Annotated in this window: 11 protein-coding genes, 1 tRNA gene, 9 pseudogenes and 1 other annotated feature; of the genes and pseudogenes, 4 read left to right on the top strand and 17 right to left on the bottom strand. The window is 62.6% G+C overall.

Annotation, left to right across the window (positions count from 1 at the left end):
* Positions 1 to 6: 6 nt before the first annotated feature.
* The 3 genes from ACXJKQ_RS20875 to ACXJKQ_RS20865 are packed head-to-tail and all read right to left on the bottom strand — an operon-like array spanning position 7 to position 2030.
* Positions 7 to 639 (bottom strand): N-acetyltransferase family protein, encoded by a 633-nt coding sequence (locus ACXJKQ_RS20875; protein ID WP_457107622.1) that lies wholly within the window; start codon positions 637 to 639, stop codon positions 7 to 9.
* Positions 640 to 671: 32 nt separating this feature from the next.
* Complete coding sequence (locus ACXJKQ_RS20870; RefSeq protein WP_457107621.1) at positions 672 to 1715, bottom strand: MaoC family dehydratase; 1044 nt, start codon at positions 1713 to 1715, stop codon at positions 672 to 674.
* A 12-nt stretch (positions 1716 to 1727) separates the two neighbouring features.
* The gene (locus tag ACXJKQ_RS20865) at positions 1728 to 2030 is read right to left on the bottom strand and encodes a YggT family protein (RefSeq protein ID WP_020091350.1); all 303 of its coding nucleotides are present in this window, start codon (positions 2028 to 2030) and stop codon (positions 1728 to 1730) included.
* 123 nt (positions 2031 to 2153) lie between these two features.
* Here ACXJKQ_RS20865 and ACXJKQ_RS20860 point away from each other — a divergent pair.
* A tRNA-Ala gene (locus ACXJKQ_RS20860) sits at positions 2154 to 2229 on the top strand.
* A gap of 319 nt (positions 2230 to 2548) precedes the next feature.
* On the opposite strand, the gene ACXJKQ_RS20855 is transcribed toward ACXJKQ_RS20860, so the two are convergent.
* The 6 genes and pseudogenes from ACXJKQ_RS20855 to ACXJKQ_RS20830 all read right to left on the bottom strand — a co-directional run.
* The gene (locus ACXJKQ_RS20855; protein WP_457107620.1) at positions 2549 to 4153 is read right to left on the bottom strand and encodes a recombinase family protein; all 1605 of its coding nucleotides are present in this window, start codon (positions 4151 to 4153) and stop codon (positions 2549 to 2551) included.
* Positions 4150 to 4716, bottom strand: a complete 567-nt coding sequence (locus tag ACXJKQ_RS20850; RefSeq protein WP_457107619.1) for a DUF2924 domain-containing protein — start codon at positions 4714 to 4716, stop codon at positions 4150 to 4152. Before ACXJKQ_RS20850 ends, ACXJKQ_RS20855 begins: the two co-directional genes overlap by 4 nt.
* Before the next feature lie 27 nt (positions 4717 to 4743).
* Positions 4744 to 5292, bottom strand: a complete 549-nt coding sequence (locus ACXJKQ_RS20845; protein ID WP_457107618.1) for a DUF3489 domain-containing protein — start codon at positions 5290 to 5292, stop codon at positions 4744 to 4746.
* A 112-nt stretch (positions 5293 to 5404) separates the two neighbouring features.
* On the bottom strand, positions 5405 to 5647 hold the full coding sequence (locus ACXJKQ_RS20840; RefSeq protein ID WP_457107617.1) for a hypothetical protein: 243 nt from the start codon (positions 5645 to 5647) through the stop codon (positions 5405 to 5407).
* A gap of 530 nt (positions 5648 to 6177) precedes the next feature.
* A pseudogene (locus tag ACXJKQ_RS20835) lies at positions 6178 to 6543 on the bottom strand (IS481 family transposase); the annotation flags it as partial.
* A gap of 51 nt (positions 6544 to 6594) precedes the next feature.
* Positions 6595 to 7208, bottom strand: a pseudogene (locus tag ACXJKQ_RS20830) (IS3 family transposase); the annotation flags it as partial.
* Positions 6811 to 6927: a sequence feature (AL1L pseudoknot), on the bottom strand. (Overlaps the previous pseudogene by 117 nt.)
* Before the next feature lie 48 nt (positions 7209 to 7256).
* On the opposite strand from ACXJKQ_RS20830, the pseudogene ACXJKQ_RS20825 reads away from it, so the two are divergent.
* Positions 7257 to 7631 (top strand): annotated as a pseudogene (locus tag ACXJKQ_RS20825) (transposase); the annotation flags it as partial.
* Between the two features lie 53 nt (positions 7632 to 7684).
* On the opposite strand, the gene ACXJKQ_RS20820 reads toward ACXJKQ_RS20825, so the two are convergent.
* Together ACXJKQ_RS20820 and ACXJKQ_RS20815 are read right to left on the bottom strand one after the other, a co-directional pair.
* On the bottom strand, positions 7685 to 7984 hold the full coding sequence (locus tag ACXJKQ_RS20820) for a hypothetical protein (RefSeq protein ID WP_457107616.1): 300 nt from the start codon (positions 7982 to 7984) through the stop codon (positions 7685 to 7687).
* 1893 nt (positions 7985 to 9877) lie between these two features.
* On the bottom strand, positions 9878 to 10528 hold the full coding sequence (locus ACXJKQ_RS20815) for a hypothetical protein (RefSeq protein WP_457107615.1): 651 nt from the start codon (positions 10526 to 10528) through the stop codon (positions 9878 to 9880).
* Between the two features lie 1834 nt (positions 10529 to 12362).
* Between ACXJKQ_RS20815 and ACXJKQ_RS20810 the strand changes: the two are divergent.
* Together ACXJKQ_RS20810 and ACXJKQ_RS20805 are read left to right on the top strand one after the other, a co-directional pair.
* A pseudogene (locus ACXJKQ_RS20810) lies at positions 12363 to 13317 on the top strand (IS630 family transposase).
* A gap of 14 nt (positions 13318 to 13331) precedes the next feature.
* Positions 13332 to 13670 (top strand): annotated as a pseudogene (locus ACXJKQ_RS20805) (DDE-type integrase/transposase/recombinase); the annotation flags it as partial.
* Positions 13671 to 14245: 575 nt separating this feature from the next.
* Here ACXJKQ_RS20805 and ACXJKQ_RS20800 read toward each other — a convergent pair.
* From ACXJKQ_RS20800 to ACXJKQ_RS20775, 6 genes and pseudogenes are all read right to left on the bottom strand, one after another.
* Positions 14246 to 14827, bottom strand: coding sequence for a GNAT family N-acetyltransferase (locus ACXJKQ_RS20800; protein ID WP_457107614.1), 582 nt, complete (start codon positions 14825 to 14827; stop codon positions 14246 to 14248).
* A 702-nt stretch (positions 14828 to 15529) separates the two neighbouring features.
* Positions 15530 to 15670: pseudogene (locus ACXJKQ_RS20795) on the bottom strand (IS6 family transposase); the annotation flags it as partial.
* 33 nt (positions 15671 to 15703) lie between these two features.
* A complete protein-coding gene (locus ACXJKQ_RS20790; RefSeq protein WP_457107613.1) occupies positions 15704 to 16315 on the bottom strand; it encodes a hypothetical protein in 612 nt (203 codons plus the stop codon).
* A 556-nt stretch (positions 16316 to 16871) separates the two neighbouring features.
* Positions 16872 to 17208 (bottom strand): annotated as a pseudogene (locus ACXJKQ_RS20785) (transposase); the annotation flags it as partial.
* A 290-nt stretch (positions 17209 to 17498) separates the two neighbouring features.
* Positions 17499 to 17969, bottom strand: a pseudogene (locus ACXJKQ_RS20780) (transposase); the annotation flags it as partial.
* 98 nt (positions 17970 to 18067) lie between these two features.
* Positions 18068 to 18306 (bottom strand): annotated as a pseudogene (locus ACXJKQ_RS20775) (transposase); the annotation flags it as partial.

Genomic DNA, 18306 nt, shown 5'->3' with positions numbered 1-18306 from the left:
TGCCGGTCACCCGTCGTCGCGCGTCCGCGTCTTCGCGCTCCGTCCGCCGCGCCCCCGTCGGCGGCCTCGATCCCCCGCCGCCGCGAGCGGAGCGAGATCGCGCCAGCCATAGGCGACCTCCGCGAGGCGGCCCTGTCCCCGGACCGCGGCCTCGACCCGCGTCCCGCCGAGGACTTCGCAGTACCGTCGCCCCAGGGCGTTACCCTGCAGCACCCACGATCCGGCGGCGGCATACCCGGCCTTCTGCAGCTGCGTCGCAAGGGCTGTCGTCAGGGCGCTCCCGACCCCCTGCCCCTGGGCGGCGCGCAGGACGTAGAGGCCGCTGATCTCGCCGTCGTAGCCGGCGGCTGCCAGCAGGTCTGAGCGCTGGGCGTTGCAGGTGCCGAAGCCGACGGCCTCGCCCCCGCGTTCGGCCAGGAAGGCCGCCCCGCCGGGGGTGGCGGGCGGAGAGCTGAGGATCTGCGCCCACCAGGCGAGCCGGGCCTCGTAGGTGAGGGCCGTGATCATCTCGGGCGGCAGGAGCCCGGTATAGGTCTCGTGCCACGCGGCGACGTGGATCGCGGCCACGGCGGGGGCGTCCTCCGGGCGCGCCCGCCGCACCGTCACGGGGCGCGCCTTCGGGATGCGGGTCGCCGCCATGGCGTGCGGCGGCGCGCGCCGGAGCCTGCGGGCTACTTCGGCACGAACGCCCAGTAGTCCAGGTCGAGGATCACCGCCGGGTCGTAGCCCTCGCCGGCGCGATCCGGAAAGGCGTCGCAGGGCTGGTTCTTGGTGGCGACCGTGCGCAGGCGCAGGAGGCCGACATCGGCGCGGCCGACATCGGCGGTCGCCAGCACCTCGCTCCAGGCATAGACCGTATCGCCGGCAAACAGCGGCGCCACGTGCCGGCCGGCATTGATCCCGGCGATCGCGAACACGTTGGCCAGACCGTTGAAGCTCAGCGCGCGCGCCAGCGAGATCACGTGGCCGCCGTAGATCAGGCGCCGGCCGAAGCGGGTGTCCTTGGCTGCCAGCCCGTCGAAATGGACCTTGGCGGTGTTCTGGAACAGGCGCGTGGCGATCTGGTGCTCGGCCTCCTCGACGGTCATGCCGTCGACGTGGTCGATCTTCTCGCCCACGGCGTAATCCGCGAAGCGGTGGGGGCTGCCGGCCAGCTCCGTGTCGTAGGCGGCGGCCGAGAGCGTCGGCAGGACGCCCGCGAGGTCCTTGGGATCGACCACCTTGGCGAGGTTCGGCACATGCTCCTCGGCCACCGTCGCCTCCGGATCGCGCTTGCGCACGAGGACCCAGCGGCAATAGCTGAGGACGGGCTCGCCCTGCTCGTCGGAGCCCACCGAGCGGACGTAGACCACGCCGGTCTGGCGGTTCGAACTCTCCTTGAGGCCGATCACTTCCGACACGGTGGAGAGCGTCTCGCCCGGATAGACCGGCCGGCGGAATCCGCCCTCGGCGTAGCCGAGATTGGCGAGCGCGTTGAGGGAGACGTCCGGCACGGTCTTGCCGAACACCATGTGGAAGGTGAGCAGGTCGTCCAGCGGGCTCTTCGGATAGCCGAAGGCGCGGGCGAACGCGTCCGAGGATTGCACGGCGAAGCGGGGACCGTAGAGGCCCGTGTAGAGCGCCACGTCGCCCACCGTCACGGTGCGCGGGGTGGCGTGGCGGATGGTCTCGCCGAGGCGGAAATCCTCGAAGAAGCGGCCGGGATTCGTCTTCACGGGCGTTCGACCCTACTGCGTGTAAACATAGGCTGCGGGCACAGCGTATTCATGCAGCAGACGACTGATGAACAGCAGCAGCAGGATGAGGATGATCGGCGAGATGTCGACGCCGCCGAGATTGGGCAGCAGGTTGCGGATCGGCCGCAGCACCGGCTCGGTGAGCCGATAGAGCACCTCGCCGATCTGCGCGACGATGGGATTGCGCACGTTCACCACGTTGAACGCCACGAGCCAGCTGAGAACCGCGCTTGCGATGAGGACGTAGATGAAAAGCTGGACGACCGTGTCGAAGAGCCAGATCAGGGCATTCATGCGGGTTCGCGTGCTATCCTCGGGGCGCCCGCACCCCAGCGCCGGAGCGGCGCGCGGCGGGCGACGTTGAAACAGGGAATTGACAGGCTGAGCCGCCCGCGCCTACAAGGCCGGCGCCTCGACGGGGCTGTAGCTCAGATGGGAGAGCGCCGCAATCGCACTGCGGAGGTCAGGGGTTCGAATCCCCTCAGCTCCACCAGGCAGTCTTCACAAACTGCATGTCTGGTGGTCATCGGAAATAATGTCGCCGGTTCCGCGACTTAGCCGGGCCACTCCGTCTGCGTGGCGGTCTCTGCCGCCCGAGACGGGCGTCAAGCGGCCACCTAACGGCTCTGTCTCTGCTGCAGGCAAACCCGTTTCCGCAGATGCACCCCGCCGGCCGGTGCCTGCGTGCTCACGCATGTGCAGCTTGGGGGCTGCGCGATCCGGGTGTGTGATGCCGGATGCGGCGATCGCCGTCGCAGGTTTGATCGAACCCGAATGGCATCGAGTGAGAGATGACCGGCAGCGCGTCCGGTTCAGAACCCCAGCGATTGCTCCTGCTCAGCCCAGGATGCCGGCAGCTCGGCCAAGTGCCGGATGCCGATGCCGCGCGGCAGCCGGCCGTCGACGATCGCCCTGACGATCCGCGGCGAGAGTTGCGCCAGCGGCAGCATCATCCGCACCGCGCGCTCGCTGCGGGCCTCGGTGGCAGCGATGGCGTCCGTATCCGCAACACGGGAGGAGACGAGGTCGTCGATCCAGGCACGGCTCCGGGCGATGGCCTTGAGGATGCGGACGCGATCCTCGACCTTCATCGGCCGCAGCCCGGCGCGCTCCGCTTCTGGCGGGACGATGATGTCTCGGCCTCGGCGGTTCTGTGTCGGTGCCCAGGCGATGCGGAGCGGCTCGCGATCGCCCGCGCCGATGAGATCAAGCTCCAGGGCATCGGGATAGACCGTCACCTGTCCGAGGTGACCTGCAATGAGTTCGGCATCGCTGATGGGGCCGGATGAGCCCGATGAGACTGACAGAGCGGGTGCCGCGCGCAATGCTCCGACCACGGCAGCCTCGATCGCGTGGGCCGCGATGCGGCGGATCGGGCCAGCCGGCCTGCCCTGAAGCACGGCCTGGCTGACATAGTAGCGATAGCGCCGAGCGCCCTTGGCGGTGTGGCTCGGGGTCATGGTGTTCCCGTGATCATCTCGAATGCGCCCGACCAGCAGATGCCCACAAACCCGCCGACGGGTGGCATGGCCATGGTGATTCCGGGCAAGCTGCGCCTGGACCGCGTCGAAGATCGCCGGATCGACGATCCCGGCATGCTGGCCCTCGTGGACCCGACCCTTGTGCGTGAGTCGGCCGACATAGATCGGGTTTTGCAGGATCTGGTAAAGCTGACCGCGGCTGAAGGGGCCGCCCCCGACCGTTCGGCCCTTGCCGTCGGGTCGCGTAGGGACACGGATGCAGGCCTGCGCCAGCTCGGTCTTCACGGCGCTGACGGAACCCAGCGCGAGGTAGCGGGCAAAGATCATCCGCACGATCTCCGCCTGATTCGGGACGATATGCAGCGCCCGGTCAGCCGCCCGGTAGCCGAGCGGCACGACGCCGCCCATCCACAGTCCCTTGCGCTTGGAAGCGGCGATCTTATCGCGGATGCGCTCGCCGGTGACCTCGCGCTCGAACTGGGCGAACGACAGCAGCACGTTGAGGGTGAGGCGCCCCATGCTGGTCGTAGTGTTGAACGCCTGGGTCACGGATACGAACGACACGCCGTGCGCATCGAACAGCTCGACGAGCTTGGCGAAGTCCGAGAGTGCCCGGGTCAGGCGATCGACCTTGTAGACCACGACCACGTCGATGCGCCGAGCCTGGATCTCGACGAGCAGCCGCTGCAGTGCAGGGCGATCCAGCGAGCCGCCCGAGAAGCCGCCATCATCGTATCGGGCGGCCGAGCAGCGCCAGCCCTCGTGAGCCTGGCTCTTAATATAGGCCTCGGCCGCCTCGCGCTGGTTGTCGAGGGAGTTGAACTCCTGCTCCAGCCCGTGCTCGGTCGAGACCCGGGTGTAGATCGCGCACCGCCTCAGCGTCGGCTTCGGCGCGGGCTCGCGTATTCCGCGTATCCCCTTAGCCGCGGCCTTCATCGAGCCCCTCCCCCGCTCTCTGTCGCCTGCCCCGGCGCCTTCTTTTTCCCCTGCGTGCGCAGGCCAAAGAAGCGTGGGCCGTTCCAGTTCGTCCCGGTGATTGCGCGGGCGACGCTCGAGAGGCTGTCGTAGCGGCGGCCGCCCCAGGCGAACCCCTGCTCCAGCACCGTGACCCGCTGCAGGCTGCCCTGCCACTCTCGGACCAGCAGTGTACCGGGACGGCTTGCCTGCGCGGCCGGCGGGATGGGCTCCGCCGCCCGTCCACCAGCCTGTCGGTCCGGTTCATCGGTCATACCCCGACCGAGCCGATCGAGCTGTCTCGCCGTCTCGCGGTCCAAGTCGCCGAAGGCGGCGGCCTGAATGCGATAGGCCAGCAGCCGGTACAGCAGAGGCCGGGGGAGATGGCCGGGCGCTGGACGCCCGACCATCCTGCGCCAGCGCTGCCTCAGGCCGGCCAGGTCGAGACCCGCGAGCTGGGCGAGATCGGTTTCGATCCGATCGTCGCGGCTTGTAGGCGCTACCGCGACATCGGCCGACCTCGGTGCGACTATCACGTTGGTCATCGGTGGGCTCACGGCACGCGCCGCCCGTCAGGCCGCCATGCCTTGGGTCTTGGCGATCTTGCGGCGCGCAGCATCGCCGGGGCCACGCCCGCGGGAAGTCGGCTCCTCCGGCACGATGCGGTAGGCCGTTGCGCCATCGGCGCGCGAGCTCTTGCTCAGGATGTGACCGGCCGACCGGAGGCGCGAGAGCGCCGCCCGAGTCGTGTGCGGCAGCCATCCCGTGGCGACGATCAGTTCAGAGAGAGACGCGCCTTCCGTCCGGGCGAGTAGCCCCAGCACGAACTCACGCTTGCGCATCTTGGGCGCAGCCTCGCCTCGCGCGACGGCGGCCACCCGGGGAGAAGGGGGCGCCATCCCGATCGCCGCGTACCCGGCCGGTGTGAGGGCAAATGCGGCGCCGCCGATTCCCTCGCGCGGCTCGATGAACCCGTGCTTCAGGAACCGGCCGATCGTGCGCTTCACGGCCAGCGAGGTCATCGTCTCGGGAAGGACGATGCAGCCGCGAGGCTGTCCGGCCGCGGCGGACAGGAGGGCGGCATCGTTGCGGGAGAGAGCGGTGTGGGTGACGATCGACATGGAAAGGCTCCGGGTTTGGCAGAGGTGCCACCACCCCGACCCCGCGATCGGCGTCACGCCGGCGGGGCAGAGCGAACCGGAAGAACCCGAATGTCCCAGAGCGGACGAACGGTCAGTCGTCCGGCGTCTTCCGACGCTCCTGAGCTCGAGCCATCCGGCCTATAAGGTAGACGGCGCCGTGCAGCGTCGTGGCCTCATGCAGGCGGGTATCGAGATCCATGATGATCTGCAGGGCCTGGTGCTCCGAGCCGGCTTCGGCACACGCCACCGCCGCCTTGGCGATTGCGGCTGCATCGCTCAGTTGAATGTAATCCTCATGCAGGCATGCGGTTATATTCATTTGTGCTTGGCTCATTGCCGTCGCTCGCCTTGCTCCGCCAGCACACACATGCTCGAACAAGCGGAGTAGTCGAGTAGAATCAGCACTTATTTCGTATCTATTGCCGAATATTCCAGGCCTGGTGCACACGTCATCGCCTGGACGGAGGAGCCTTACGGCGATGGTGAGCTTCGAAGGATACGGTCGCGACAGCATTGACCGCTGACAGCAAGCCAAATATGCAGCGCAACGAGGGTTCGAATCCCTCCGTCTCCGCCATTCATGCTACGTAACCAGCTGGTAAGAATGGATTTTTTGGGAATACGCCTCTGGGCACCCCAACAATTACCCCGACATAGGCGCTGGATCCCGGCGGACTTCTGTGGACGCCGACATGTCGGGCGCGCTGAAGCTTCAGGACGCTGATTCGACGCATCAGCCTCAGGAGAGGGCTCGTAAGGACCTGTCCGTCGCGAGCCGTGCTCGCTCGCCTAAGTGGTCGCGCGGATTGGCGCTCAGTTCAATGTGCGGCCATGTGACGAGCGAGCTTAGCGGCGCGCCAGGTTGGGCTTGTCGCCGTCAACATCCGGCAGGCGGCTGATGCCGTGACGCTGCAGGCAGCGATGCAGCGACGAGCGGGTCAGATGCGGCAGGCTCGGCTGCAGCACGTAGAGGCAGTCGTCGAGCGGCAACAGGGTATGCCGCCGGAAGGCGACGATCACCGCCTCGTCCTCCAGACTGAGCACGCTCGAGCGAGGCTCCTTCGACCCCATCCGCGCATCCGTGCTGGTCTGGCATCAGCGCCACTTCTGCACCGCCGTGGCGCTGATGCCGTAGCGCTTGGCAGCAGCCCTTACGCTCTCTTGACGAGCTTGGATTGCCCGACGGATCGTCTCAATCGTCGTAGCGCTGCCGTGGAGAACCTGTCCCATAGCGCGTCCCTGCATGCAGCATCAGTCGTACCACCACACAGCGGGACCGAACCTCAAGCCCAGCGTCCGCATCAGCCGGGCCACCGTGCAGCGCGCCACCACGATCCCCTCGCGGGCGAGTTGCCGCCAGACCTTGCGCACCCCGTAGACCCGGAAGTTTGCCTCGTAGACGCGCCGGATCTCGGCCGAGAGCGCCGCGTCGCGCTTGGCCCGAGCCGGAAGCCGCTCCGGATCAGTCCGGCGCGCGGCATGGGCGTGGTACGTCGACGGGGCGATCGGCAGCACCCTGCAGATCGGCTCGACCTCGTAGGTGGCGCGATGATCGTCGATGAAGGCGATCATGACCGGACCCGGCGGTCGAGCTCCGCCTGGGCAAAATACGCTGATGCCTTCCTCAGGATCTCGTTGGCCTGCCGGAGCTCGCGGTTCTCCCGCTCTAGCGCCTTGATCCGCTCGCGCTCGTCCGTGGTCGGACCGGCTCTCACACCCCGGTCGCGTTCGGCCTGGCGCACCCAATTGCGCAGCGTCTCGCCCGAGTATCCGATCTTGGCCGCAATCGCGCGGATCGCGCCGTACTGAGAGTCGTGCTCGCCCTGGTGCTCCAGCACCATCCGCACCGCACGTTCACGGACCTCAGAGGAAAACGGTGGGGTTCGCTTCGTCATGGCTGCATCCTCGCAAGAGTTGGGGCCTCCGGGAAACCCAGCGCGGTTCAGGAGGAGACCCTTCTGACCTCTGTTCCTGGCGTTGGGCCGACGATCGCACGAACCCTGATCGCGGACCTGCCCGAGCTTGGAAGCGTCAACGGAAAGCAAGTTGCCGCGTTGGTCTGTCTGGCGCCCTGGACACGGCAATCCGGTCAGTGGCGCGGCAGGAGCTTTATCGCGGGCGGCCGCGCGCCTGTCCGCACGGCGCTGTTCATGGGGGCCATGGTGGCCAGCCGTCACAACGCCGCGCTGAAAACCTTCCGTGACCGGCTCATCGCGGCCGGCAAGCCCAAGCTCGTTGCTCTGATTGCCACCGCTCGGAAGCTGATCACCATCCTCAACGCCATCCTGAGGGAAGGAACGCCATGGCAAACCGCTTGACCGGCAAGACAGTCGCTCACTTGGCTCGGTCGAAAATGCCGGTCAGGTCAGTATTAGGCCCGCACCCACATATGGGTACCCGAGCCGCACCGCAGCCACACGCGACGATACCCAATGCCGGCCATGGCATCGTCCTCAATGGCCTGAGCGCCCTTCTCATCTTCCGCACGGACCGCTTCGGCGATTTGTGCGCGCAGACTGACGAGCCTAGCTCGCTGGTCCGGCGTGAGCGGGTCGGTCTTCAGGTGCATGTCGACCACCTCGCCGGGCGCCGGAAGCCTGTCGGTTCCGCAGGCTGCCGCGGGCGTCAGGCCGAGACCGGCCAAGACTGTCGTAAGAAGGAGGGCGCGCATATCATGTCTCCTGTCTCAAGGTGAGTGTCGTGTCGCGGCCCCTGGTCAAGATTATTGAGCGAACATGCGCGGGGAAACCCTGCCGCCCCAGCGCTCGCACCAGATCTCATTAGAGCGGATGCAATTGGCCGCCTGGGCAGGGCCGTCCGGCCCGGCCGTGATCACGATCCCCACCCGAGTCATGCAATCGGACGCATTGGCATCCTCGTGTGGCATGGTCACTCAAAGACTTTCGACCGGACAGCGGGTCACGTTCGACGATTTCAATTATGACGGAAGCTTGCCCAGGCTCCGCAGCTTGAGCGCTGAAACACTCCGCCCCGTACGCAAGCCTGAATCATGTATGTAGTCGGCCCTGAGCGTTCCCTTCGCAGATTGAACGTGCCAGACCGCGGTCCTTCTCGTTGAACTGGGTCGGGGCAGAACCCCTCGCAGCTCGTGTTCAGAAAGTAGCCCGAGCGGATATTGACGTGACTCACGGGCCCATTCTGGACTCGGTAGGTTACGTTCACCACTCCGCCATTGGTCACGCCGCTCGCACATATCCCTCGTGCGCACCCGGCGCTTGCTGCCCCGTTCCAAAGCAGCCCCGCAAAAGCAACCGTCAGGGGAGCGACGAATTTAGATAGGCTGACCATGTTCACCTCTCTATTAGTACAACTACAGTTCATTTGGCTACAGACCAGCTCCCCGGCGCCGTTGTCGTAGCGGCATTTGGGGCTGTATCGGCCAAAAGACGTGCGACGCCATAAAGGAGGTCGAGCAGCGCATCGGCCTGGCCCCGACGGCCCGGCCAAGCGGTCGCGTCTACCAGTTGCTAAACGGCTCCTTAATGGTGTGACGAAAATTGGCCCACGCGCCGCAGGATGAGCGGCCAAAAAGCCCTGTTCCCTTCACACAGCTTTGTATAGAATAGCGCGTGGTTGAGAACCGCCGGAGTTTGACGGCGCCGCTTGGCCCGCCCTCCCACTGGTTCCCGTCGGGTGTGCGAATGTTGACGTTCGTCACCGGACCATTCTGCACGTGGTAGCGGACCACCACCCCCGATCCGTTGTCGTGACCCGAAACGCAAATCCCATTTTGGCATGCCTCGGCCTGAACTGGCCCGGCAAATAGAAGCGGGGTGGCGAGAGCGGCAATCCCTATTACAGATGAGTTGAACATCTCTTTTTTCCTTTTGTAATCCCGATTTGAACAGAATCGATGTGAGTGGCACGAGAGGCGAAATCAGTACTTAAATCGCCCCTCCTTCAGGGCGTTATCTTGCTTCGTTTGGGCCCGCTGCGCAGGCGTCACGCAGACCGTGTCACCGACATAGGATTCCCTCCAAACATATCCGGACTTGCACGTGTTTGGACCATACGCGCCAGCCCCCTGCCGCCGTTCACCTGCATTGTAGTTATCGGAGCGGGCTTGGCGGCGCTGAGACGGGGTAACGCAGGTGGTATCGCCGGGGAATGCTTCGCGCCAGACGTAGCCCTGCCTGCAGGTGTCTGCACCGTAATCGCCGGCCTGAGCGCCACTACCGACCAGACAAAGGCCTCCTAGGAGCGCTAGGGCTGAAAAACCCGAGATGATCATCACTTTCATGGCAACTCTCCTCTGGTTCGAAGCTATTGTGAACTTAGAGAATGGGTTCCTCGTCGCGTCTGGATTTACATATCATCCGGTCAGAGGAAGCAACTCTCTTGCATGATGGCGGGCAAGTAATCAAAACCCACGAACTCAGACATGGGAACGGCCGAGCCACTTCAGCTCGCATATGTTGCTTCATACAGACTTAACTGAGACTGAACGGACCTGCCAGGGGCAAGAACGCGCTAAACCTCGTGCAGTGTMGGCACTCTGCGGAGCGCCACGCAAGGGACAGTCCGGGAACGTATCAGGGCCGAATCATTGAATGTCCCCCGCGCGTGCGGCCCGCGCATACTGTATTAGTTCAAAGCGAAGATTGTCAGCACGACGCTCTAGGAACTCGTCGATGACGAATTGCACCCGAGGCTCGCAATGAGCGAGGTGCCCTAGCCCGTGCAGGGCGCTTTCGTGGCATGCCGGATTGCTACAATCGAGACCGACCTGCAGCACGTCGATGACGGCATCTCGACCAGGCCCCCAACGCAATAGTGCTCCCGAAGCATCCCATAGCATGTAACAGGTGCCGGCCAGCCCCTCTTTGTGTGGCTCGTCGAGGTGGCTAAGGATCGGCTCGCATCGTGTCTCAAAGCATTCCGGATAAACGGAGCCAATGGCCCGCAGAGTGGCCATTCTTACGTCGAGGGCACAGCAGTTTCCCACAATGGCCGGCACGATTTGAGACTTGTAGGGGCAGAAGATATTTCTCACACCCTTCGCAACTTGCTCGTTGTCGAAATGCGCGATCTCGGATCGCAAATTCCTAAACAGGTATTCAACAAGGAGGATAGTTTCGATGTGAAGCTTTGGCGGCTCGACGGCAGACTCGGGAGCTTCAAATATGTATGCCAGCCATTCGTGATAGCCCTCAGGCGGGGGACAATCGGACGTTGAAAAAGCAGAATTGCTCATAGAGTTGCCGTCCCTAAGTGTCTGTTTCGAAAGAAGGCCTTTTTCTGCATCCAACGAAATCCTCACAGGTCAGCTTAGGTGGGGTTCCGTAGCCCGCGGAGCTCTCATCAACTATCAGCAGAGTAGCCAGAGTGGAGAGCGTGGCCATTGCAGGTAACGTGAGCATCGCTGCGTTCCTTATGTTGCCCGAGATGGGCGAGAAGAAGCATCGTCCAGAAACGCGGGTGTTTCTGTGCGGCTGCTCACATAAAATCGTACCAGAGACGCAGTGGCGCGTTCACTGCGTATTCACCTGCTTGCGCTAACGAGAAATACGCGGAACCCGTGACGAGGTCGCTTGCACCACGCCATCAAGCAAAAGAACGGAGCATTAGGAGCTTCCGGCCACCCGGTGGGAAGTAGCGAAGCGAACGACAAACAGGGCCGGCTACCCCGCCCGGCTTTCTAGTCTCCTTCCACAATGATCCGGTCGCGACGGACCCACCCCGACTTGCAGGGGCCTTCGTAGACCCCGCTTTTGGTCACTTGATCGAGACATCTGGATTGCTGAGGGATGATAACTCCGGCCCAGGAGCCTGAACTCGCGCAAACGAACACCGTATCGCCCGGGTGCAAGGCGCCGACCTGGCGGGCCTCGGGAGCGGCGGCTGCCCGAACCGGGGACGGATCGAGTTTTGGCCCGGTGACGCGCCCTGTGCCGCAGGCGACAGATCGGCCGTCCATCCTTAAGACAACACCGGAGTCCGCGAGGGCATTGCACCCAAGTGGTGCGGTCGCTCCGATCCCCGCGATTGCTACGGCGACGGCGAGCCGTGCAAAATCGTAGTTCCCAGCTGCTCTTCTCACCTCTTCCTCCTAATCCGCGCACGCGAGCGAAACAGTCGAGCTTTTGTGCTCTGTCCCAATAACCACTTTGATGCTCAGAGGGTCTGCGCTAGCGATGTCTGGGACGAGAACAGCTTTCAAGATTCGCCCACCCGTGAGTTGGCGTGCGTGGGCCGGAATACTCCCGAGATTGACCGGCATACTTAGGGCGAGAGCGCGACTGACTGTTAAGCCGAATTTCATCTAACTCACCTTCCGCCTTCTCCCGCCATCCATCCGTCCCAATCCTCTGAAGGGAGAGCCTCTGGCAACACAGAGAGCCCAGCTTTGGGTCTACAGTCAATTGAAGAGTGCCCCTATGCTGGGCGGGTTTTTTCTCGACCTTACCACACATTTGGTAAGGATCACGCAACCGCAATTGGCCGAACAGATCGCTGATTTCAAGAACATGTTCGAGGTCGGGTCCGAAGGCGTTTATGAAGCGGTTTTTGGCAGTTCCATTCTGTGATTTTATGGYACATTTAATGTTTATCAAGCAACTAAAATCAGAATTTAGGCATAGTATTAATAAGTTTTGTTCGTTGATTACCCAGGACCCGGGCTGATAAACTTTGGTTAATGCAACTTTTGTACTATCTGCAGGACGAAGTGCGAAATAAGAGCTGCGACGCGCAATCGCGAATGACAGCTGCGTTTGCGCCGCTGCTCGGGTTGGGGCTGTGCGATGTAGCCCCAACCTCACTACTTGAGATGATACGCGGCTTGCCCCTGGCTCGGATCGCGGCCTCGGACTGGGCGCCCGCAAAAGCGCTGCCACAATACACCAAGTTCGCTCTAGCATTAAAGTGTTCGTGGCCAGTGGCGGTATCTCTACTGGGCCGTCGACAAACACGGAGAGGCGGTCGGCTGCCTGCTCACGACTAGAGCCGCGTCCGGCTGGGTTGAATCGTTGGGGGTAGCGGGCAGTCTGCGGATCGGATTCGCTGTTGGGCTTTCTGAGGAGGTCGGGATGCCGTCAGCGCTATCGGTGGATCTGCGAGAACGCGTGATCGCGGCGATCGAAGCGGGAGCTTCGCGCCGACAAGCAGCCCGGCGCCTCGGTATCGGCGCATCCAGCGCGATCCGCTGGCATGAACGCTTCCAGGCGGAGGGCGCGATCGCACCCCGGCCCTCGTGTGGGCAGCGACCCGCACCGGCCATCGAAGCGCACGCCGAGCGGATCCTTCAGATCGATCGCGATCAGCCGCAGGCCTGCCTGCACGAGGTGCGCGACATCCTGGCCGAGCAGGGTGTCCGCACGAGCGTCAGCGGGCTGTGGCGGTACTTCGCCCGGCATCGGATCACCCGTAAAAAGGGGCTGTCTACGCGGCCGAGTAGGAACATCCGGACGTGAGAGCCGCACGGGAGGCGTGGTTCGAGAGCCAACTCGACCTCGACCCCGATGCTGTCGTCTTCCTTGACGAGACGGCGACCGCCACGAACATGGCCCGCACCTACGGTCGGGCTCCACGCGGCGAACGCTGCCGGCTCCTCGTGCCTCTGGGCCAGTACAAGACCATCACCGTCAACGCCGCCCTGCGTACCAGCGGCTTGGTCGCCACCACCCTGTTCGCAGGGGCCGCCAACGGCCGCGCTTCCGCGCCTACGTCACCGACATCCTGGTCCCGGTGCTGAAGCCCGGCGACACCGTCATGCTCGACAACCTGCAATCCCACAAAGTCGTCAGCGTGCGCGAAACCATCGAGGCGGCCGGCGCGCGGCTCCGTTACCTCCCGGCCTACTCGCCCGACTTCAACCCGATCGAGCAGCCCTTCTCAAAGCTTTAGGCGCTGCTGCGCACCGCCGCGGCCCGAACCGTCCCAGACATTTGGGCGGCCATCGCCCGCGCCTTCGCAGCCTTCACCCCAGCTGAATGCCGTAACGACATTACCGCCGCCGGATACGACGCTTATGACCCAACCTAAACGGCAACAGTTTTAATCGGGATCTCGACGCCGCCAAGCGGTTCTTCCGCAAAATGCCCCAGGATCAGCCGCTGCTCGCACTGGAACGCATCGGCACCGATGCCGCTGGCCCTTACCCATCAGCCATCGCCGACAGCTGCAAGGAGGGTCTGCTATCCCGGGCGCACACCCGCTACATCACCAAACACCTGCAGCAAGGGATCGATAGCGATCACTTCCGGGTCAAGCGGGCGATGATGCGCGTAGGTGGCTTCCATTCATTCCATACCGYCCGGCGCACCATCTGCGGCTTGGAATTCTTGCTGTGGCTTCGCGAGAGCTTCGGATTTTCGGGCGCGTGGACAGTGCGGTAGCAGAACCAGCTGCCGGCCTCCTGCTTCAGCCTTCCCGTCGCGAACAAAGCATGAAAGCGGGACGGTAAACGTCCCTTCGCGGCTTGCGTGCAGTTTTGCGACACTCCCCTTGAACCCGAGCGCGCCCGGATCATGGGCCGGCTCCGGAGCGGGGCGGCAAGCTGAGCGGGTGTGGCTAACGACTCGCGAACGAAGGGCCGTCCGGGCTTGCGACAAGCCCGATCCGACTGAACCGCTACAGCTACCCTTAGCGAGCCTAAAGATGGCAAACAACCTTCCGCTCAACGCCGGCTGGATGTTGCCCGATCAGAGGTGGCGTTAAAGTCGTAGCACACCTGTTTCGTCCTACACAGGTCACCCCAACAGCTGGGATCGACTTTTACCATCTTGCAGACCCTGCGAGCAGCGGTCTCTTCAGTCATGGATCTCGGCGTGGCGGGATCCCCAAGAGGAATAGCTTGTGCTGTTGCTGAAACTAGAATCGCGCTCAAACACAAAGGACCAGCAGTCCACGAAATTTTCGAAGGCATCTCAACCTCCTGTGAATGCTCGAGAATAACAAATATCGTGTATCATCAGACAATCAAGCCTTCAAGACTGTTGATGTGCGATTTATCACATGGTATGAATAGTATCGGTGCCAATCCCTCCTGCGTGATCTCCCAGAGCTCTGATGGTAGGCGGCCTGACACAAAGCTCTGTTCACCGACATGCACGATGCGCATTCCGATCTGTTGCGATAGCCGCCGAGATGCTTCGTTCGCAGCGGCCTTCGGTTCCCGCAGGGTTGGGCGATCAAGGTCGGTGAACCAATATTGCGTTGCGGCATTGGACGCCTCAAGCATGAACCCGCGGCTTCTCCAACGAGGAGCAAGCCAGAACGCGCGGTTGCAGTTGGCCTTGTCCATGAGGCTGATCACGCCGATCAGGCGTTCCGGCTCGGACCGGAGTCTGATCGACCAATGCCACTCGCATCCGGCGCTGGCGGCAGGCAGAACAACGTCGCGGATCAAAGCCAAAGCTCCGTCGCTCGGGTATGGCCAGGGAATTTTAGCGCTTAAGTACTGGACAGTCTCCCAATTCTGGAACACCTTCTGCACTGCGTCCGCGTCAGAAATAGCAAGAGGTCGCAGAAACAAATTCTGTGTTGAAAACATGGGAGCGCACATTCGTCCCTCGCGTGAAATTGTTTCATAGTAAATGCAGTCGTGCCTTTCTATGCATTGTCTCAGTTTGATCCATTGCAAGTTTTGTATTGTAAACTTTTTTTATCCATCCGGCATAATCAATATCTAATTCAAGGTTCGTAATAGCTCTGCCGATGACTTATTTGCAAATACTTCTCTTAACTTTCTGCCTGAAAATAGACCGCTCACTGCGCGGAGACTGGTCAAGTGAGCTGACTAGGCGGATTTTAGACGGCTCACTTGATCTATATCAGCTTTGATCACTGTGTACTTCTTTTATAGCGCCGGAAGGTAAAGTGTATCGGCTACTGCCATTTCACCAGGAGCGGCGCATCGGCATACGGTTGTTTGCCCGAGCGCGATCAGTTCGCGCGGCCTTACAGAGACCCAAAGCAAGATTAGCAGCCTGCATGTCCTCTCTGCTGCCCCGACTTTTTTGATAGATTTCACCGGCCCGATTTTGGCAGTCGAAGCCAGTTGGGCGATCGTATGCGAAGCTCTCTCCTGTCATTAGCAGAATGCTAACAGAGACCGCCGTTGCAGTAAGCAGCATACGAACCTGATTGTTTGACATGGCTCTAATCCTTGCTCTAGCCGAGATGGCACTGTTCCATCATCAGACAGGTTGAATTTTTATCGAGGGGCTCTGGAAGTTCCGTGATGCAGCGCACGCCTGCGGAGTTGGCGCAGGCGCTGCTCGATGGCCGGCGCATATGTCAGCACCCAGCGGTTGATCGTGGAGTGCTCCGCCTCCAAGCGGCATTCCATGAACAACTCCCTGATATTGAGGTAGCCGAGTAGATAGCGAAGATACAACCCAGGGGCGAAGACCAGTCTCGCCGATCCTCAATCGGCAAACTGAAGGCGTAGGCTGCCGTCTGCACCACGTGTGGTCGCGAAGGTGTAGGTCTCCCCGCTGCGGGTGGAGAGGCTGAACTGGCACATGTCCGCCCCCCGGATACGGTCGTGCCCAACGAACTCGGCCTTAGTCGCGATGAGCGGCGGCTGCAGAACGTGGTCCCGGTTGGCCTGCGCCACCACAGCCCGCGCGCCCTGTGGAGAGCGACAGTACTGCGCGCTCAGGACTCCGTTTTCACCGGACGGGGCGCTAGCCTTGCTGCAGCCAGCACGGCACTTGATGCCGCTCACCGTCGGTTCGCCCCCACCGACTGTGCTGACGGCGATGAGGGTATCGCTGCGCCGCCAAGTGAACAGGCAACTGCCCACGCCGGTGCCAGCGCAGGCTTCTATCTCAGGCCGACCGACACAGCGGCTATCACCGCCGCAGGGCTGGGCGTCCGGGGTCTTCGCAGGCTTCCAGCCGAGCGTAATCAGGCTGCTGCGGGCGGAGGCGTAGCTCGTGCCCTTCGAAAACGTGGGCACCCCATCTGCGGCGGCACTCTCGATGCAGAGCGAGGCGACGATCAGGCAGGCGGCGCAAGTCGATTGACGGAACATGGTGTCATCCTTTTTCTGAGCCGGTCACAAGATGGGCTGTCGGTCCGCGTCTCGGTGGGCTATAACCCCAGCCGCTGTACGCGCGACGACGAGGTTTTCACGTTAACCTCCTGTAATCGCTCGATGATTGCTACAGGAAATAGTTCTTTTCGTCGCAAACTAAGTTTCGGGCGCGACCTATGTCTACGCTGGTTGACGTCGCGCTAGATGTATATTTGCGCAGACGGAAATTCATTTCTCGCTCGCCGTATTTAACGACGAATTCGAATCGGTTTCGCCTATACAGTGATGATTTGCTTAAAGCCTATTAACGAAATCTGAACGCAGCGTTTCTGCTTTTGTTATCTGCTGTGACGCCGCAAGTTGGCGCCCGGCGAGTTCGATGAAGTGCGTTTTTAACACCGTCGCCAATTATTTACGTCGCCGATCTTGTGTCATCCGCGGGGCTTTGCGCTATCGCGTCAAGTAATACTCTAGTCAGTCTTGTCAGAATGTTCGTGCTATAGCGCACCTGGAACTTCATCGGCATGATTCGGATCGCGGTTACCGTCCGGATTCATAACCCGTAGAAGACGGTAGCCGCGAGGCAGACGGCAGCGAGGTCGTTGCGGGCGAGCCGGTCGTAGCGGGTGGCGATGCAGCGGAAGTCCTTGAGGCGGCCGACCATGCGCTCGATGGCGTTGCGGCCGCGGATTGTGCACGGGCGAGAAGCACGGCTTCCAGCGGCGGATGATCGTGGGCGGGATGTTGGGTGCGGCTCACATGGCCTCAATCTGCCGGCGGATGGCATCGCCGTCGTAGCCTTTGTCGGCCAGGACGATGCGACAAGTGGGCAGGCGCTCGAGAAGCAGCGCACCAGCTTTGCAGTCGGCGACTTGCTCGGCGGTCAGCAGGATCCGGCGGTGGTCGGTGGCGGCCAGCGCATCAAGAGCGTGGCAACTGGATTTGAAAGCTGCTGCTGAGGTGATGAGGTCACCGCAGACCCGACTGTCCGGCCACGAATAGCGTGTTACGCGGCAGGGGTTCGCTAAGGCGCAGCCGACCAACTGATTTTATGCCGCCTCACGCAACGATCGAAGCAATATTGGTGTAACCCACCTTAACCATACGATCGCTCCGAGACATCCGATCCACGGCTGCGCAGACAAGGAGACGAGCGATGGCCACCAAGATCATGACCAATGTAGTTGCGGTCCCGGTTGTTGACCGCCTTGAACTTCGATCTGTCCAAGGCGACGGTCGCTCCGGCGAAGAGCTGCAGATTTCGGCACAGCATCACGAACTGCCGACAGGCCGCCTGGATCGCGGGCCCGTTGTCACGCCTGAAGTTGGCGATCGTCTTGTGATCGGGAGCCAAGCGACCGGTCAGCCACATTACCTCGATGTTGCGCTGTGCCTCACGCTCAAGTCGCCGGCTCGACGGCACGCGGTTGAGATAGCCATAGAGGTAGAGCTTCAGAAGCGTGGCCGGATCATAGGCAGGCCGTCCCGTCGCCGCGGGCTCGAAGCGGATGAAGCCGAGGGTGCCCAAATCGAGTTCGTCGATGAAGACCTCGATCACCCGAACCGGATTGTCGGCGGTGACGTAGTCGTCCAGCGAACTGGGCAACAACCAGGACTGCCGACGGCCTTGTCCTTCGACGAACCGACCCATGCTGGCCTCCGCAGGTAAGGCCGAAAGTCTATCTCAGGAGGGAGTTTTGACACAGCCTCGGTCGGAAGGAGGCCGTCCGCTTTTCCGACTAGGGCGTGTCATCGCTTGAGCCAGTCGAGGGCTGCGGCGAGGGACAGGACACCCATGAAGCTTGTGGCGGTTTTCTCGTAGCGGGTTGCGATGGCACGCTATTCCTTGAGCCTCGCCCAGAGGCGCTCGACCTGATTGCGATTGTTGTAGATCCAGTCCGGGCAGGCGACGGGGGTCTCGTGGCGCTGAGGCGGGATCGCGGGGCGCGCACCCATGTTCCAGATGTGCTCGCGGAAGGCGTGACCGG

The sequence above is a fragment of the Methylobacterium sp. P5_C11 genome, from assembly GCF_054049775.1.
This window is presented reverse-complemented; position numbering and strand designations above follow the sequence as displayed.

Coding starts and splice junctions, on each gene's coding strand:
- ACXJKQ_RS20875 (WP_457107622.1), bottom strand. CDS start 639: ATGGCGGCGACCCGCATCCCGAAGGCGCGCCCCGTGACGGTGCGGCGG.
- ACXJKQ_RS20865 (WP_020091350.1), bottom strand. CDS start 2,030: ATGAATGCCCTGATCTGGCTCTTCGACACGGTCGTCCAGCTTTTCATC.
- ACXJKQ_RS20855 (WP_457107620.1), bottom strand. CDS start 4,153: ATGAAGGCCGCGGCTAAGGGGATACGCGGAATACGCGAGCCCGCGCCG.
- ACXJKQ_RS20850 (WP_457107619.1), bottom strand. CDS start 4,716: ATGACCAACGTGATAGTCGCACCGAGGTCGGCCGATGTCGCGGTAGCG.
- ACXJKQ_RS20845 (WP_457107618.1), bottom strand. CDS start 5,292: ATGTCGATCGTCACCCACACCGCTCTCTCCCGCAACGATGCCGCCCTC.
- ACXJKQ_RS20840 (WP_457107617.1), bottom strand. CDS start 5,647: ATGAGCCAAGCACAAATGAATATAACCGCATGCCTGCATGAGGATTAC.
- ACXJKQ_RS20820 (WP_457107616.1), bottom strand. CDS start 7,984: ATGCGCGCCCTCCTTCTTACGACAGTCTTGGCCGGTCTCGGCCTGACG.
- ACXJKQ_RS20815 (WP_457107615.1), bottom strand. CDS start 10,528: ATGAGCAATTCTGCTTTTTCAACGTCCGATTGTCCCCCGCCTGAGGGC.
- ACXJKQ_RS20800 (WP_457107614.1), bottom strand. CDS start 14,827: ATGTTTTCAACACAGAATTTGTTTCTGCGACCTCTTGCTATTTCTGAC.
- ACXJKQ_RS20790 (WP_457107613.1), bottom strand. CDS start 16,315: ATGTTCCGTCAATCGACTTGCGCCGCCTGCCTGATCGTCGCCTCGCTC.